This window comes from Ruegeria sp. C9 (genome assembly GCF_056537585.1).
In genome coordinates, this window is sequence record NZ_JBQFRU010000003.1 from 568,805 (window position 1) to 583,945 (window position 15,141).

The 15,141-nt window shown below is 57.0% G+C and carries 15 protein-coding genes and 1 tRNA gene; 10 read left to right on the forward strand and 6 right to left on the reverse strand.

All coding sequences use genetic code 11. The annotated features are described in order from the left end of the window. Nucleotides 1-217 precede the first annotated feature (217 nt). Nucleotides 218-291, reverse strand: a tRNA-Cys gene (locus ACR0NE_RS11070). Between the two features lie 225 nt (nt 292-516). Between ACR0NE_RS11070 and ACR0NE_RS11075 the strand changes: the two genes are divergently transcribed. The 3 genes from ACR0NE_RS11075 (at nt 517) to ACR0NE_RS11085 (ending at nt 3,495) form a co-directional block, all read left to right on the forward strand. Next, on the forward strand, nt 517-1,170 hold the full coding sequence (locus ACR0NE_RS11075; protein WP_170594890.1) for a protein-L-isoaspartate O-methyltransferase family protein: 654 nt from the start codon (nt 517-519) through the stop codon (nt 1,168-1,170). A gap of 95 nt (nt 1,171-1,265) precedes the next feature. After that, nucleotides 1,266-2,684 (forward strand): TolC family outer membrane protein, encoded by a 1,419-nt coding sequence (locus tag ACR0NE_RS11080; protein WP_170391809.1) that lies wholly within the window; start codon nt 1,266-1,268, stop codon nt 2,682-2,684. 73 nt (nt 2,685-2,757) lie between these two features. Further along, nucleotides 2,758-3,495 (forward strand): hypothetical protein, encoded by a 738-nt coding sequence (locus ACR0NE_RS11085; RefSeq protein ID WP_170594892.1) that lies wholly within the window; start codon nt 2,758-2,760, stop codon nt 3,493-3,495. A gap of 3 nt (nt 3,496-3,498) precedes the next feature. On the opposite strand, the gene ACR0NE_RS11090 is transcribed toward ACR0NE_RS11085, so the two are convergent. Then, complete coding sequence (locus ACR0NE_RS11090; protein WP_170594894.1) at nt 3,499-4,956, reverse strand: cobyric acid synthase; 1,458 nt, start codon at nt 4,954-4,956, stop codon at nt 3,499-3,501. 60 nt (nt 4,957-5,016) lie between these two features. Here ACR0NE_RS11090 and ACR0NE_RS11095 point away from each other — a divergent pair, with 60 nt between their 5' ends. Continuing rightward, nucleotides 5,017-5,586, forward strand: a complete 570-nt coding sequence (locus ACR0NE_RS11095) for a cobalamin biosynthesis protein CobQ (RefSeq protein WP_170594896.1) — start codon at nt 5,017-5,019, stop codon at nt 5,584-5,586. 73 nt (nt 5,587-5,659) lie between these two features. Here the strand turns inward: ACR0NE_RS11095 and ACR0NE_RS11100 are convergent, their stop codons facing one another. Further along, nucleotides 5,660-5,980 carry a DUF6280 family protein gene (locus tag ACR0NE_RS11100; RefSeq protein WP_008757056.1) on the reverse strand — a complete coding sequence of 107 codons (321 nt, stop codon included), beginning with the start codon at nt 5,978-5,980 and terminating at the stop codon, nt 5,660-5,662. Between the two features lie 219 nt (nt 5,981-6,199). On the opposite strand from ACR0NE_RS11100, the gene efp reads away from it, so the two are divergent. Continuing rightward, nucleotides 6,200-6,763: an elongation factor P gene (gene efp / locus ACR0NE_RS11105; RefSeq protein ID WP_170391801.1), complete on the forward strand. Its 564-nt coding sequence runs from the start codon at nt 6,200-6,202 to the stop codon at nt 6,761-6,763. Between the two features lie 44 nt (nt 6,764-6,807). Here the strand turns inward: efp and ACR0NE_RS11110 are convergent, their stop codons facing one another. After that, nucleotides 6,808-7,743, reverse strand: coding sequence for an ABC transporter transmembrane domain-containing protein (locus tag ACR0NE_RS11110; protein WP_170594898.1), 936 nt, complete (start codon nt 7,741-7,743; stop codon nt 6,808-6,810). 106 nt (nt 7,744-7,849) lie between these two features. Continuing rightward, nucleotides 7,850-8,587, reverse strand: a complete 738-nt coding sequence (ygfZ, locus tag ACR0NE_RS11115) for a CAF17-like 4Fe-4S cluster assembly/insertion protein YgfZ (RefSeq protein WP_170594900.1) — start codon at nt 8,585-8,587, stop codon at nt 7,850-7,852. Between the two features lie 73 nt (nt 8,588-8,660). On the opposite strand from ygfZ, the gene ACR0NE_RS11120 reads away from it, so the two are divergent. Beyond that, nucleotides 8,661-9,335, forward strand: a complete 675-nt coding sequence (locus ACR0NE_RS11120) for a TIGR04283 family arsenosugar biosynthesis glycosyltransferase (protein ID WP_170594902.1) — start codon at nt 8,661-8,663, stop codon at nt 9,333-9,335. Nucleotides 9,336-10,179: 844 nt separating this feature from the next. On the opposite strand, the gene ACR0NE_RS11125 is transcribed toward ACR0NE_RS11120, so the two are convergent. Then, the gene (locus ACR0NE_RS11125; RefSeq protein WP_255611699.1) at nt 10,180-11,043 is read right to left on the reverse strand and encodes a MurR/RpiR family transcriptional regulator; all 864 of its coding nucleotides are present in this window, start codon (nt 11,041-11,043) and stop codon (nt 10,180-10,182) included. Nucleotides 11,044-11,171: 128 nt separating this feature from the next. Here ACR0NE_RS11125 and ACR0NE_RS11130 point away from each other — a divergent pair, with 128 nt between their 5' ends. From ACR0NE_RS11130 to ACR0NE_RS11145, 4 genes are read left to right on the forward strand one after another with little or no spacing between them, the layout of a single operon-like run. Beyond that, on the forward strand, nt 11,172-11,963 hold the full coding sequence (locus tag ACR0NE_RS11130) for an N-formylglutamate amidohydrolase (protein WP_170594904.1): 792 nt from the start codon (nt 11,172-11,174) through the stop codon (nt 11,961-11,963). After that, nucleotides 11,960-12,544 carry a TRAP transporter small permease subunit gene (locus ACR0NE_RS11135; protein WP_170594906.1) on the forward strand — a complete coding sequence of 195 codons (585 nt, stop codon included), beginning with the start codon at nt 11,960-11,962 and terminating at the stop codon, nt 12,542-12,544. The genes ACR0NE_RS11130 and ACR0NE_RS11135 overlap by 4 nt, the downstream gene beginning before the upstream one ends. Further along, a complete protein-coding gene (locus ACR0NE_RS11140; RefSeq protein ID WP_170391787.1) occupies nt 12,541-13,860 on the forward strand; it encodes a TRAP transporter large permease in 1,320 nt (439 codons plus the stop codon). The genes ACR0NE_RS11135 and ACR0NE_RS11140 overlap by 4 nt, the downstream gene beginning before the upstream one ends. Before the next feature lie 51 nt (nt 13,861-13,911). Next, nucleotides 13,912-14,946 carry a TRAP transporter substrate-binding protein gene (locus ACR0NE_RS11145; protein WP_170391784.1) on the forward strand — a complete coding sequence of 345 codons (1,035 nt, stop codon included), beginning with the start codon at nt 13,912-13,914 and terminating at the stop codon, nt 14,944-14,946. Nucleotides 14,947-15,141 lie beyond the last annotated feature (195 nt).

The following is a 15,141-nucleotide window of genomic DNA, read 5'->3' on the forward strand; positions in this document are numbered from 1 at the left end:
TATCCGGATTCTGAAACACAGCGACATAGTTTGTCGCCTGCGCCTTCGCTTTGCAGCCAACACCGTCTAGAACTGCGTAGTACAGGAGCTGGATAATTTGGGTGAAGTGACGTCGCAGCTGACACAGTTAGGACTGGCATAGTGTGTTGTCGTTTTCCAGGAAAATGCGCACAAGGCGGAAAACGTAATCGCCCTAAGTCAAGGATCTAGAGTGAATTGGAGGCGAGTACCGGAATCGAACCGGTGTACACGGATTTGCAATCCGCTGCGTCACCACTCCGCCAACTCGCCTTTTTAAGCAATATCAATAACTTGCCGTGGTGTGAGGGGCGTTCTATCAGCTTTCAGGATGAACGTCCATAGCCTTGAGGGCGATTATTTCTGTCTTGTTTGGAAATTTGACAATACCCCAATGGTACGTTTTTGCCGCGCCCGGAAATGCAATCTGGCCCGTTGCTGCAGGCAGGCGGATGTGGCAAAAGCCAGATAACAGTCTGATAAGGAATGAGCGATCACATGACAGATTTCGCAGCCCGGCGCCTTACGATGGTTGATACTCAGGTCAGGCCCTCGGATGTGACCAAGTTCCCTATCATTGATGCGATGCTGAGCGTTGCGCGCGAAAATTTCGTGCCGGATGCGCAACGTGAGGCAGCCTATGTTGGTGATCTGGTCGAGTTGGGTGATGGAAGTTGTCTGCTTGAGCCCAGGACGCTGGCTAAGATGTTGGACGCAGTCAACATTTCCAATGATGAAGTGGTGCTGGATATCGCGCCTGGGCTGGGTTACTCAACCGCAATTGCCGCGCGAATGGCAGAGTTGGTTGTGGCAGTGGAATCCGACCCGGCATTGGCGGCTGAAGCTCAGACGCTTCTGATGGAAGCTGATGTAGACAACGCCATTGTTCATGAAGGACCGCTTGAACAAGGCGCGGTTGAGCATGGACCCTACGATGTGATCATGATTCAGGGTGGGGTCGAGCAGCTTTCAGACACTTTGCTGGATCAACTCAAGGATGGGGGCCGGATCATTTGCCTGTTCATGGAGGGTGATCTTGGCACGGTTCGTATGGGTCTCAAGTCCTCAGGCCGTGTCTCGTGGCGATTTGCGTTCAATGCTAGCGCACCGATTTTGCCCGCATTTTGCGCTGAGTGTGCATTTTCGCTATAGTTGGCAATAGAAGTATTTTGATGCCTTGATTACTTGAAAACACCGGCGCAAACTGCGCTGGTGGTTGCGTAATTTCGATTTGAGAGGACTTAGTTATGCGCGGGACGACGACAGGAAAGCTGGTCAAAGGCCTGACTTTGGCTGCTGGTGTTGCATTAAGTGTGATGCCCGGAAGGTCGGTTTGGGCAGATAATCTGACCGATGCATTCATCGGCGCGTATAACACCAGCGGCCTGCTTGAGCAGAACCGTGCCTTGTTACGCGCAGCGGATGAAGATGTCGCCATTGCGCTCTCAGCGCTGCGTCCGATCATCAACTGGACCGTGCGGGTGAGCCGGGATTACACGCGCACCAACACGAGCAGCTTGATCACGACGCGCGAGCCTTCGAGCTTTTTTTCCGGTCTCACGCTGAGCCAGTTGATCTATGATGGTGGCGCTTCCATCCTTGGCAAGCAATCGGCGCAGGAAACTGTGCTATCCACCCGTCAGTCTCTTATTGATATTGAACAACAAATCCTGATCAGAGCCGCGAACGCCTATCTGGGTGTTCTGCTGCAGGAAGAGACGGTTGCGATCCGCCAGAACAACGTGGAAGTGTCGGCGGAAGAACTGCGCGCATCGCAGGATCGCTTTGAAGTAGGTGAGGTTACACGTACAGACGTTGCCCTGTCCGAGGCACAATTGGCCAGCTCTCAGGCTGATTTGGCGGTCGCACGTGGTAACCTGAGCATTGCTCAGGCTGAATACGTAAACGCCGTTGGCAAGACACCTGGGCGGACGGCTGGCCAGCCAAGGCTGCCCAACCTGCCGCGTTCAGAGGCGGATGCGGTGAATTTGGCTCAGCGTAACCACCCTGCGATTCTTTCCGCACAGCATCAGGTGCGTGCGCTGGACCTGATCGTGCAGCAGCAGCGTGCAAATCTGGGTCCGAATGTCAGCCTGAATGCGGATGCGGGCATTACCGAGAGCTACGACAATGACGATTACATCAACGATGCGACGATCTCACTGAACTTCAATCAGCCGATCTATTCCGGTGGCGGTCTGGCGGCAGCGGTGCGTCGTGCGATGGCAACTCGTGATGCGTCGCGTGCCAACCTTCTGAACGTTCAGAAAGACATCACACAAGGTGTTGCCGATCGCTATGCTGCGTTTCAGGCGGCAACTGCAAGCCTGCGGGCGTCAACAGAACGGGTTCGTGCTTCGCAGGTGGCGTTTGACGGTATTCGTGAAGAAGCAACGTTGGGTGCACGGACGACGTTGGACGTCCTGAATGCCCAGCAGGATTTGCTGGACGCGCAATTGGCCGAGGTAGCATCCCGGACCGAGCGGTCTCGGGCGGCATATGAACTGCTGCAAGCCCAGGGGCTGTTGACGGCAGAACGTTTGGGTCTTGCAGTGCAGATCTATGATCCGACCCTGTATTACAACCTCGTGAAAAAGGCGCCGTCGCAGGTCAGTAAGCAAAGCCGCGATCTGGATCGAGTGCTCAAGGCATTGCGCCGCGATTAAAGGGCATCGCTACCTGTTGTGGCGCTGGCTCGGATTGGCTACAATCGGGCCTAGGTTAGAGCGGTAGAAAATAATGTCAGATCGTGTTGTAAGCGCCAATATTCAGGACGTTCTTTCGTCGGTTAAGCGAATGGTCGAGGAGGACGCGCATGACGAATCAGAATTCATCTTTGTTCCGACGGCCCCGGCTGCTAAGCCGGGCCGATTGGTTTTAACGGATGCGCTGCGCGTCAGCAATGAACCGCTGATCGCCAAGAAGGCCCGGCCCTTGAAACTGATGCCCCAGCATAGCGCGGGTGACAGTACCCCAAAGCAGGCCGCAAATGCGCCAAGCAACCCTGCCGAACCGATGCGGCTGCAACCCAGCGATATTGTGCGCGCTGGTGATGTCGACGCCAAGGCAGACGCACCAAAGCGCGACCTAGCGGGAAGCCTCAGCGCCAAGATTGAAGCTTTGGAAGCTGCTATCGCGCGCACCGAGGATCAGTGGGAGCCCGATGGCGAGAGCGATGACGACTACTCTGGCACCAAGACGCAGGCTGTTGAATGGCCGGCAGACAGAGCTTTTGCGCAGTCTCAGGCGGCTGAACCAAAATCCGAAGCCACATTTATTCGCGACCCGGAGGTGGTGGAAGATATGGCACAGAAGCCGACCGATGTGACAATCGGAGAAGAGGAATTGCGCGAACTCGTCGCCCAGATCGTCCGGGAAGAGCTGCAGGGCGCGCTGGGCGAACGGATCACGAAAAACCTGCGCAAGATGGTTCGGCGTGAGATCACGCGGGCGATCGCCTCAGCGGATACTGACTGAGGCTTAACTGGTGCGTGGCGTCTGCGCCATCGCGAGAAGCAGATCCAGATCCATATGCTGTTCCAGATGGTCGGCAAGGTCATCCAGCACTTGTTCGACGCCGTCTTCGTAAGCTGTTTCCGATTTCACGCCAAGTTCTGCCAGATAGCTGGCGCGAAACGCGTCCGAACTGAAAATCCCATGCAGATAGCTGCCGCGTATGCGCCCATTGGCGCTGGCGGCACCTTCCGGGCGACCTTCGATCTGCAGCCAGGCCCGAGCGCAATCCGAGCCATCAGTACGGCCCATGTGGATCTCATATCCGCTGACGGGTTCATGACCGGGCAGGGCGGTTGCTGAGCGCAGGATAACCTGCTTTTCTCCGACCATTGTCGTGCTGACATCCAGCAATCCCAACCCTTCGACCTGACCGGGGCGTCCATCGACGCCATCGGGGTCCGAGATGGTTTTGCCCAGCATCTGATAACCCCCGCACAGGCCCAGAACATGACCCCCGCGGCGGACATGGGCATAAAGGTCGATATCCCAGCCCTGCGCCCGGAAATAGGCCAGATCGCCGATTGTAGACTTGCTGCCCGGCAACAGCGCCAGATCGGCATCTCCGGGCAGGGGACGGCCTGCTGGAATGATCTCGACCGTAACGCCCGGTTCGGCGGAAAGCGGGTCGAGATCGTCGAAATTGGCCATCCGCTCAAGCTGAGGCACAGCGATCTTGCATGCCCCTCCGGTATGAGAGCGGATGTCCATCATGTCTTCTGCCGGCAGCTTCCATGCATCATGGAACCAGGGCACCACGCCCATACAGGGCCAGCCGGTCCGGGATGCGATATCGTCGCGCCCTTCATCGAACAGGGAGACATCGCCTTTGAAGCGGTTGATGGCAAAACCCCGGATCATCGCAAGGTCCCCGGCCTCCAAGACGGCTTGCGTCCCCACGATCTGAGCGATCACGCCACCCCGATGAATGTCGCCCACCAGAACCACCGGAACCTGTGCGGCACAGGCAAATCCCATATTGGCGATGTCACCCTTGCGCAGATTAGTTTCTGCCGGACTGCCCGCGCCTTCGATCAACACCAGATCAGCGTCGCAGCAAAGCCTTTCAAAGCTTTCCAGAGCCGCCCCTAGCAGTTTAGACTTGTCCTTGCGATAATCGCCCGCCTTCATTGTACCTGCGCGCTGGCCCTGAAGAATGATCTGCGCGCCGGTATCAGTTTCGGGTTTGAGCAGGATTGGGTTCATATCCGTGTGCGTCGGTCGTTTGGCCGCCCGCGCCTGCAGGGCTTGCGCGCGCCCGATTTCGCCGCCGTTTTCCGTAACAGCGGCGTTGTTCGACATATTCTGCGGCTTGAACGGAGCCACGCGCAACCCGCGTCGCGTATAGGCACGGGCCAACCCGGCCACCAAAACCGATTTGCCGACATTGCTGCCGGTGCCTTGAATCATGATGGACCGCGCCATGGCCTGTCTCCTATGCTCGGGCGCAGATGACCTGATTTAAGGCCAAAGGAAAAGCCCCATATGAATACGCCTGCGCATCTTTTGATCGGTGCTGCTGTTTTTGCGCGCCCGGCCCGGGGCGCGACGCTATGGGCAGCTCTGTTTGGATCCTTGTTGCCGGATTTGTCGCTATACCTGATGGCCGGCGTTTCGCTGCACATCCTGAACATCCCGGCACAGGTGGTGTTTGATCAGCTTTACTTTTCACCCGCGTGGCAAACCGTATTCGCCATCGATAACTCGTTCATTTTGTGGGGAGTGGCACTTGCACTCGGGCTGTGGCGCGGCTGGTACCTGCTGACCATTGGCGCATCCGCAGGGATACTTCATTTGGTGATGGATTTCTTATTGCACGCAGGCGATGGCCGACCACAGTTCTGGCCGATCAGTTCATGGGTCTTTCACAGTCCGATCAGCTATTGGGACAGCACACATCATGCGGCTTGGATCGCGCCGATCTCAGTGACGATTTGCATTGCCGCTTATGTGGTGCTTTGGCAGCGCGGCCTGTCGGTTTCGGCAAAACTGTTCTTTGCGCTGTTACTGGCGGCCGAGCTTTGGGTGGCGTGGCAATGGATCATGTATTTTTGATCTGACCAATCAGCCCAAAGAAAAACGCGCCCCGATGTCAGGGCGCGTTTATTCAATCGGATGCGGGGAACAATCAGGCAGCTTCGGCCTGCTGAGCCGCATTCCGGCGTTCGCTTTCTTCGCGGGACAGGGCGACAGACGTCCGTACGCCGCGACCAACAAATTCCATCAGCCCGCCTACAACCCGCTCATTGGGGTCGATGCCGGCGCACGATAGTACTTCGCGCCCATCGCGCGAACGTGCCCAACGGGCAATTTGTTCCGGTCCGTTGCCATACTTCTTGTCGTCGGCGATGGCATCATCCAGAGCAGCCAGTACAACGGCTGCGAAAAGTTTGCGTGCACGATTGCCTTGTTCGTTGTTAAAGGCAGTGCCGTCAACGAAATCTCTCATCTCGTCTTTCCTGTTTTTCTTGCTCTTGCAATTTTCGGCGTGACGGTCCTTATGACCTATTACATGCGATTCGGATACACCTAAAATGCATAGTTGCGTTGCGTCATTTGCATGGCTCGCTGCAGGTGCAGCACTAGGTTTCGTTGTCTTGTCAGGTGTGGTCACGCCAGATATAGGGACGAGAACTGACGCATCAACCGTTTGTGAAGGATTTAAGTCATGCCCAAGATAAATGGGAACGAAATTCGCCCCGGCAATGTGCTTGAGCATAATGATGGACTGTGGGCGGCGGTCAAAGTTGATCACGTAAAGCCCGGCAAAGGTGGCGCTTTTGCACAGGTTGAGCTGCGCAACCTGCGCAATGGCTCAAAGCTGAACGAACGCTTCCGTTCGGCCGACAAAGTCGAACGCGTGCGCCTTGAGCAGAAGGATCAGCAGTTCCTGTACGAATCCGATGGCATGCTGGTGTTCATGGACTCCGAGACCTACGAGCAGATCGAACTGCCTTCGGAACTGCTGGGTGAGCGCCGCCCGTTTCTGCAGGACGGCATGACTATCGTTGTGGAGTTTTACGAAAGCGAGGCGCTGAACGCCACGCTGCCCCAAAAAGTGACCTGCAAGATCGTCGAGACCGAGCCGGTTGTGAAGGGTCAGACTGCGGCGAACTCGTTTAAGCCAGCGGTTCTGGACAATGGCGTCAAGGTCATGGTGCCGCCTTTTATCGGGCAGGATGAGATGATCGTAGTGAATACCGAGACCATGGAGTATTCCGAACGCGCGTAAGCGGACGATAGTTCGGTGCAAAAGGGTCGCTCTGCGGCCCTTTTTTAGGTCCGAATGCGATAGCGCTCGGGATGATCTCCAAACAGCTCCAGCATCAGTTCGTACTTGATGCGATTGGCGCTGACCTGTCGGTAGAATGCGATCAAGAAAGCGGTCGGGCCTTGAATGCGTCCGAGACCGCTTATCGCGGCCACGACGGTGCCGACATCGGTTTTACCCTGCAACACCAGCCAGCCGCCCAGCATCAGAATCCCAACAGTCCCTGCGCCATTGATGATACTCAGCAGGAACTTGGCCGAGAGTTTCCAGATGAACATCTTGCGGCGGGTCTCGAATATCTCGTCGAACTGTTTCTCAATCGCTCGCGATGCCGCCTCAATATCCTCGTGCGTCAAGCGGTCGGTCGCGCTGCGCAGGATTCGAACACGCTCGGCCACGAAGATGTTCACTTTTCGCTGAGAGGCCAGAACGATAATGATCTGCGGAACGATCATGGAAAGTGCGATCAAGCCCAGCCCCGGTTGGGTTGAAGAGATGTAGCCGATCACGCTGATCAATGTGCCGATTTGCACCACAGGATCGGAAAACGCACCGCCTGCGAACTTGCCCAGCTCTTCCGCCTCAGCAGATACGGCCGTTGTCATCGTGCCCGAACGAAGGTCTTGCCCCTCTTCGCTGAGATCGATTGATCGGGCAAGCAACCGTCCCCGGATCAGTCGGATGATGTCCTCGCCCAACGTTCCAGAGCGATACCCGAGCACCCATTTCAACGTAAGGCTCAACAGGATGACGCCCATCATCCCAGCGCCCAGCAACAGCAGGCGATCCACTTCGATGCTATCAGATGTCAGGTGATTGACGATGTCGCGCTGGAACTCAAGCGGAGCAGCCGCCAGCGCAGCCACCGCCAATGACAGCAGAATAAGGATGATTTGCCGTCCGGCGCTGACACGCCATATCGCGGTATAGAGGCGAAACATGCACGTATCCCGTTAGGCCAATTGCAGTCAGTGATACCGCGCGGCCCGGCCGCGTCAAATACGCAAACAGTTTCAAAAGATTGGGCGTGCCGGTTCAGCAACAAAATCAACCTGGCAGTTTTAGCGTCGCGCCACCTGCCTGCATCTCGTCCCCCGCGCGATCCAGCCGAAGGTATGCGATCGCCTTTCCGCCAGACTGTGTAAACAACACCCCGGCGGGTTTACCACTGGAGTGAATCTCGGTCCCGACCGGAGCGGTGCCCGCGATCTCGACAACGCGCAGACCTTTGCGCAACTCAGTCTTGTGCTTCATGCGCGCGGTGACCTCTTGTCCGACATAGCAGCCCTTCTTGAAGTCCAAGCCATTCAGCGCCTCGAACCCGGACTCAAGAATATAGCTGTCTGGCGTCAGTTCGATGCTGGTTTCAGGGATACAGTGACGGACGCGGATAGCATCCCAGTCCGTACCATCATCACCTTCCGGAGCGGTAGAATAAGCGCGCCATCCCAGATCAGGATGCCGCGGGTCGGGTAGGGCGCCTTCGGGCGCGGGGCCGGTGCCGCGTTGTACGTTCAGGTCGGTCTGGTCGATGGTCACATCTGCACGCAGCTTGTACATCGTCAGTCGTTTGGCAAGCCCGTCGGCCAGCACTTCGGCCACATCCAGCAGCACCGACTCACCGTCTCGTTTGAGAAAGAAGTCAGCCAGGTACTTGCCCTGCGGAGTCAGAAGGGCGGCGTAGACCAGCCCGTCGTCCAGCCGCTGCACGTCATTTGTGATCAGCCCCTGCAGAAAGCTATCAGTATCGTTGCCGGTCAGGCGCAGAATGCGGCGATTGGACATGGGTTGATCCTCGTCAATTCGTCTGGCTTCGTGATATAGGAAATCGCGCCGCCATGACCAGAGGGTTTCAGACGTGTCCGCCCCGATCAGCATCGTGATTCCGACCCTGAATTCGGGGCATTCCCTGCCGGGAACGCTGCAGGCTTTGATGGAAGGGCTTCATTCAGGCCTGATCCGAGAGTTAATCGTGACCGATGGCGGCTCAGAGGACCCAACACTTGAGATGGCGGATGAAGCCGGAGCCATGATCGTAACAGGTCCGGCGTCAAGGGGAGGGCAGTTGCAAAGGGGGTGTGCCAAAGCATCTGGCGACTGGCTGCTGATCCTGCATGCCGACACCGAGTTGCAGTCAGGCTGGAGCGCCATCGTGGCAGAGCATCTGCGTTCGCACAGGCCGGCAGCCTTCCGATTGCGGTTTCGCGTCAGCGCGATTGGTGCCCGCTGGGTTGCTGGTTGGGCCAACCTGCGTAGCAGAGTGTTTGGTTTGCCCTACGGCGATCAGGGGCTGTTGGTACGCCGCAGGGATTATGACTCTGTCGGAGGATTCCCAGATCAGCCACTGATGGAGGATGTCGCCTTGATCCGCGCTTTGCCGCGCCCGGTGCTGTTGAAAGCAGACGCGGTTACGAGTGCGGAACGCTATATCCGTCAGGGTTGGTTTCGGCGGGGCGCGCGGAACCTTTGGACTCTGGCGCGGTACTTTCTGGGGGCTGATCCGCATCTGCTGGCGCAGTCGTATCGGCGTTGAAAGCTGTGCGTAGCTCAACGATGGATTTGCCCAGACGGAACGGTGCAGCAAAGCTTACCAGACATAGGGCAATGATCTGCAGTACCAAAATATGCGCATTCGCCTGCAGATATTCCCATTCATCCTTGAGCTTGCCGACCTGTTCGATCAGATCGTCATAGCTTTGGGCCAGGATCAGATAATCACCGGCAATCGCAGGCACCTTGCGCCGCATGTTGTCAATTGCGGTTTGTGTATCATCGTCCAGAGATGTGAAGACGAGAAATTGATCGATGCTGAAGGCATCCGCTTTCGCGGCCATCTCGCGGGCCTCATCCATGTCATCACTCGACGTTCGGCCGAATAGAAAATGCAGGCCTTGAAGCGGGGCTACTTCGTTCGTGACCGCGATGAACAACGGTAAATCGGCATTGCTTGCGGTTGAGGCGGACAGAAACTCTACCTTTTCGCACAAAACAGCTGTATCCGGGTCGTAAGCGGGGTCACAGAACCTCAGCCGAAACCGCGCGGCATCACGGTCGAATGCAAGCGTGGCGGCATAAGCAACGTCGATCTGACGGTCCAGCCGCGAACTGTCCGAGGTGTAAAGCCCGGCCAACACGGCGACCAGTGCACCGATCCCACCCAATACGACCCAGACGAGATCCGCCAGTTTCCACGCCCGATGCGCTGCAGGTTTGCGGAACAGAAATCCTGTGCCAAACAGGCCGATCATAAAGGCCAGTATCAGCAGAGGTAATTGGTTTTCAGCGATGAATGTCATACGCCGGAGTGTACGGTCTGCGCAGCGTCTGACAACAGGGCTCACGCGCAGTTGTACCTTATGAAACGTCGCTACCTGACGTCAGGACCCCGAGCTTTGGCCGAACTTGCGAAATAGCTTCGTCCGGTCAAAGGCCTGCTCTAACTCGTCCGTGCGCTGCTTGACACTGTCCCAGAGACGTTCCTGCATTTCGGCAATGGCGCATTCCAATAGCACCATTAGCGAAGTCATGGAATCCCAGGCCGAAGGCACTGCGATCCTTACCGCAAAGGTGTGTTTCGCCAGCCGGTGGATGGGGGATCGCCATTGATCCGTCAGCAGGACAACCTCGGCCCCGCGTTCATGGCAAAGCTGCCCGATCAACAAAGTAGTGTTCTCATAACGCCGCACATCCAAGGCCACCAGCACGTCGCCTTCGCGCACTTCGAGCAGATCGTGAGTCCACGACGCTGCATCTGACAGCAGCTTCACATCAGGACGGATCATCTGCAGGTGGAGGTAGAGATATTGCGCCAGGGTCCCGGTTATGCGTCCGCCGGTGATGAAAACACGCCGTTTGGGATCGCAAAGCATACGGCAGAAACTGTCAAACTCATCCGGGTCGACCTCATCAATCGAACGCCGCTGGTTCTCAAGCGCTTGGCGGGAGTAGCGGTTGAGAATGTGTTCTTCAGGTAAGTCATTCTGCCAGACATCCCGTTTGGCGACGGGCCCCGAGATCATCTCTTTCACTTCGCTGCGTATCGCGGACTGAAACTGCGGATAGCCATCAAAGCCGGTTTTCTGAAGCATCCGCGCAACCGTGGCGGTGGAAACCGAGGCGATACTGGCCAGCTCGGTAATGCTGCCAAGCCCTGCCATGGGGTAATCATCCAGCAGCACGTTGACCAACTGCCGCTCGGTCGGTGTCATCATTTCGCGATGCGCAAGGAGCCTTTCTGTCACTCGCACGGAATACTCCTTTCCCTTTCTACCCATGTTTATGTGGAAAATTTGACAATGCAATCTGGCTTGGGGAATTTTATACAGGAAATTTATTGACAGGTTAAGAGCCTCTGTGGAATTTTTTCCAAATGGAATCACGTAGCGCCACTCTCACCTCTGCTCAGCTTGATTTCGGTCCTGTCGTTCACATCGACGACGCGCCGGAAGAGCCTTCGGTTGTGGTGGTGTGCGAACACGCCTCGCATCGTATCCCGGACGGACTGGGGGACATGGGGCTAAGTGCCGAGGCACTGCGCAGCCATATCGCGTGGGACCCGGGCGCGCTGCCGGTTGCTCAGGCACTGGCTCAGCAGTTGAACGGCGTGCTGGTGCATGGCGGGGTGTCGAGGCTGGTTTATGACTGCAACCGCCCTCCCGAAGCCCCCGATGCTATGCCGGAATGCAGTGAAGACACACCGATCCCGGCGAACCTTGAACTGAGCGCCAATGCGCGTCAGCAGCGGATCGAAGGCGTTTATGTACCGTTTTGCCAAGGGCTAGAGGATGTTCTGATCCGTCATCACCGCACGCTAAAACTCATGGTGACGGTTCATAGTTTCACGCCGATATACCGCGGAAAGCCGCGCGATGTTGAGCTTGGTTTGCTGCATGGCCAGGACGCCCGCTTTGCCAAGGCGATGTTGGCCAGCGCCGCGCACGAGCTGCCCCTGGTTACTCGATTGAACGAACCCTATTCGGCGGCAGACGGGGTGGCGCACACTTTGGATCTTCACGCAGCGCCCAACGGATTGTTGAACGTCATGATCGAGATCCGGAATGATCTGATTCAGACAGCCGAGCAGCAGCGGGTCATGGCCGATTGTCTGGCCCCGTGGATCAATCGTACCATTGCTCCGTTCTGTAGCGGGGTGGGCGAATGATCAAGGCTATGTCAGCATATGTGCGTGTGGTCGATGCGGTGAACTACCGGATCGGGCGGGTCATGATGTGGGGCCTGTTCGTGATGATGGGTATCCTGCTGTGGTCCTCGATCTCGAAGACCTTCTTTCTGCCTTCGCTCTGGACGCTAGAAATGGCGCAGTTTGCGATGGTGACTTATTACATCATGGGGGGGCCGTATTCGATCCAACTGGGTTCGAACGTGCGAATGGATCTGTTTTACCATAATTGGAGCCATCGCCGGAAAGCCTGGTTCGATGCCTTCACGGTGCTGCTGCTGATCCTTTATCTGGGTGTACTGTTCTACGGTGGGCTTGGATCCACGGCGTACAGCCTGGGCTATTGGGGTGATGAGCCTGGCGCCTATTTCACAGGCCTTCTGACCGGCAGCGAAGAGGTCGGACGGCTTGAACGATCCTCCACCGCGTGGCGGCCATACATCTGGCCGGTCAAGGCGATCATGGTCTTCGGCTTCTTCCTGATGCTGCTGCAGGCGATATCAGAATTTTTCAAAGACATTGCGCGGATCAACGGGCAAGAGATCGGGGCAGCGCGGGCATGAGCCAGGAATTTATCGCAATCTTCATGTTCGCTTCGATGATGCTGATGCTGTTCACCGGGCAGCGCGTCTTTGGTGCCATTGGTGCCGTCGCAGCCATTGCGGCACTGGCGCTCTGGGGGACAGGCGGGCAGGACATTCCGTTTTCGGCGGCGATGAAGCTGATGAAATGGTACCCGCTGCTGACCCTGCCGATGTTCATCTTCATGGGCTATGTCCTGAGCGAAAGTCGTCTGGCCGATGACCTCTATCGCATGTTCCACGTCTGGATGGGGCCGGTGAACGGTGGGCTTGCCATCGGCACCATCGGTCTGATGGTGCTGGTCTCGGCCATGAACGGGCTTAGCGTGGCAGGTATGGCCATCGGGGCGACGATTGCACTGCCTGAACTGCTGCGGCGCGGATACGACAAGACCATGGTGACGGGGGTCATTCAGGCCGGGTCGAGCTTGGGCATCCTTGTGCCGCCCTCGGTAGTTCTGGTGCTTTATGCCATGATCGCGCGGCAACCCGTCGGTCAACTTTGGCTGGCAGGCATTGTGCCGGGGCTGCTGATGGCGTCTTTGTTCATCCTCTACATCTGGATTCGTTGCCGGCTTCAACCGCATCTGGGACCAGCGATGGAAGACGCGCACGAGGTCCCAAGGTCCGAGAAACTCCGTCTGCTCTGGGCCGGGGCACTGCCATTGATGATTTTCGCTGCGATGATGCTGCCGTTCGTGAATGGTTGGACCTCATTGGTAGAAAGTTCGGCCATCGGAGCGTTGGCGGCGCTTGTGGCGTCTGTCCTCAAACGTCGGATGACGTGGAAGATTTTCGAGGACTGTACCAAGCAAACCTTGGCCATCTCGTGCATGTTCATGTGGATCATCCTTGCGGCGCTGGGCTTCGGCGCGGTGTTTGACGGGCTGGGCGCGGTCAAGGCCATCGAGAACCTGTTCACCGAGCAGTTGGGGCTGTCACCGTGGCTGATCCTGATCCTGATGCAGCTCAGCTTTATCATCATGGGCACGTTCCTGGACGACACCGCAATGCTCGTCATCGTGGCGCCGCTCTATGTGCCGCTCGTGGGGGCGCTTGGCTTCGATCTGATCTGGTACGGTGTACTTTACACCATCACCACCCAGATCGCGTATATGACGCCGCCTTTCGGCTACAACCTGTTCCTGATGCGCGCAATGGCTCCGCCAGAAATCAGCCTGCGCGACATCTACCGCTCAATCGTGCCCTTTGTCGGGGTGATGATCCTGGCGCTCGCAATAATCATGATATTCCCCGAGATCGCCTTGTGGCTGCCCGGGTATGTTTACGGAAATTAACCAGAAGGCCCGACACACGGGCACCCAAACTTAAACGGAGAGGAAATTGACATGACGACAAGACGTAAGTTTCTGAAAACTGCGGGGGTAGGGGTTGCGGCGGCACCTTTGGCAACGCCTGCACTGGCGCAAAGCACGATCACATGGCGGATGCAGACATATGCCGGTCCTGCACTGGCCGAGCATGTGATCGACCCGGCTATTAAGATGTTCAACCAGATCGCCGGTGACCGTATGCAGATCGAGCTATTCTACGCCGATCAACTGGTCCCGACCGGAGAGCTGTTCCGCGCTATGCAGAAGGGAACCATCGACGCGGTTCAATCGGATGATGACTCGATGGCCTCGCCCACCGAAGTCACTGTTTTCGGCGGCTACTTCCCGTTCGCTTCGCGCTATTCGCTGGACGTGCCGGTGCTGTTCAACCAGTGGGGCCTGAACGAGATCTGGGATGAGGAATATTCCAAGGTCGGCGTCAAACACATCAGCGCCGGCGCATGGGATCCGTGCCATTTTGCCACCAAGGACCCGATCAACTCACTGGAGGACATGAAGGGCAAGCGCATCTTTACCTTCCCGACAGCGGGCCGGTTCCTGTCGCAGTTCGGCGTGGTTCCTGTGACCCTGCCTTGGGAGGATATCGAGGTCGCCGTCCAAACCGGCGAGTTGGACGGTATTGCCTGGTCGGGCATCACCGAAGACTACACCGTGGGTTGGGCGGATGTGACTAACTACTTCCTAACCAACAATATTTCGGGGGCCTGGGCCGGCCACTTCTTTGCCAATATGGATCGCTGGAACGAGCTACCGGAAGATCTGCAAACTCTGTTCAAGGTCTGCTGTGACCAGTCGCACTACTACCGCCAGTGGTGGTATTGGGGCGGCGAGGCCAACCTGCGGGTTAACGGTACCAAGATGCAATTGACGACCATCCCGGATGAAGAGTGGGCGACGGTTGAAGAAGCTGCTGTTAAGTTCTGGGACGAAATTGCTGCGGAATCCGAGACCAAGGCAAAGGTCGTGGATATCTTCAAGCGCTACAACGCCGAAATGCTCAAGGCCGGGCGGCCCTATCGTTACGGATAAAACACTGGACCGGCCCGTTCTTTCGCGGGCCGGTCGTTACAGGGACAAAGAATTTTCGTCGAAAATTCTCGCATATCACAGAGGTATTGCATGCTGACATTTGAGCATTTGAAGGCTGAGGTTTCGTCTGGCGAGATTGATACGGTATTGGTTTGTCTGGTTGACATGCAGGGCCGTTTGATGGGGAAGCGGTTT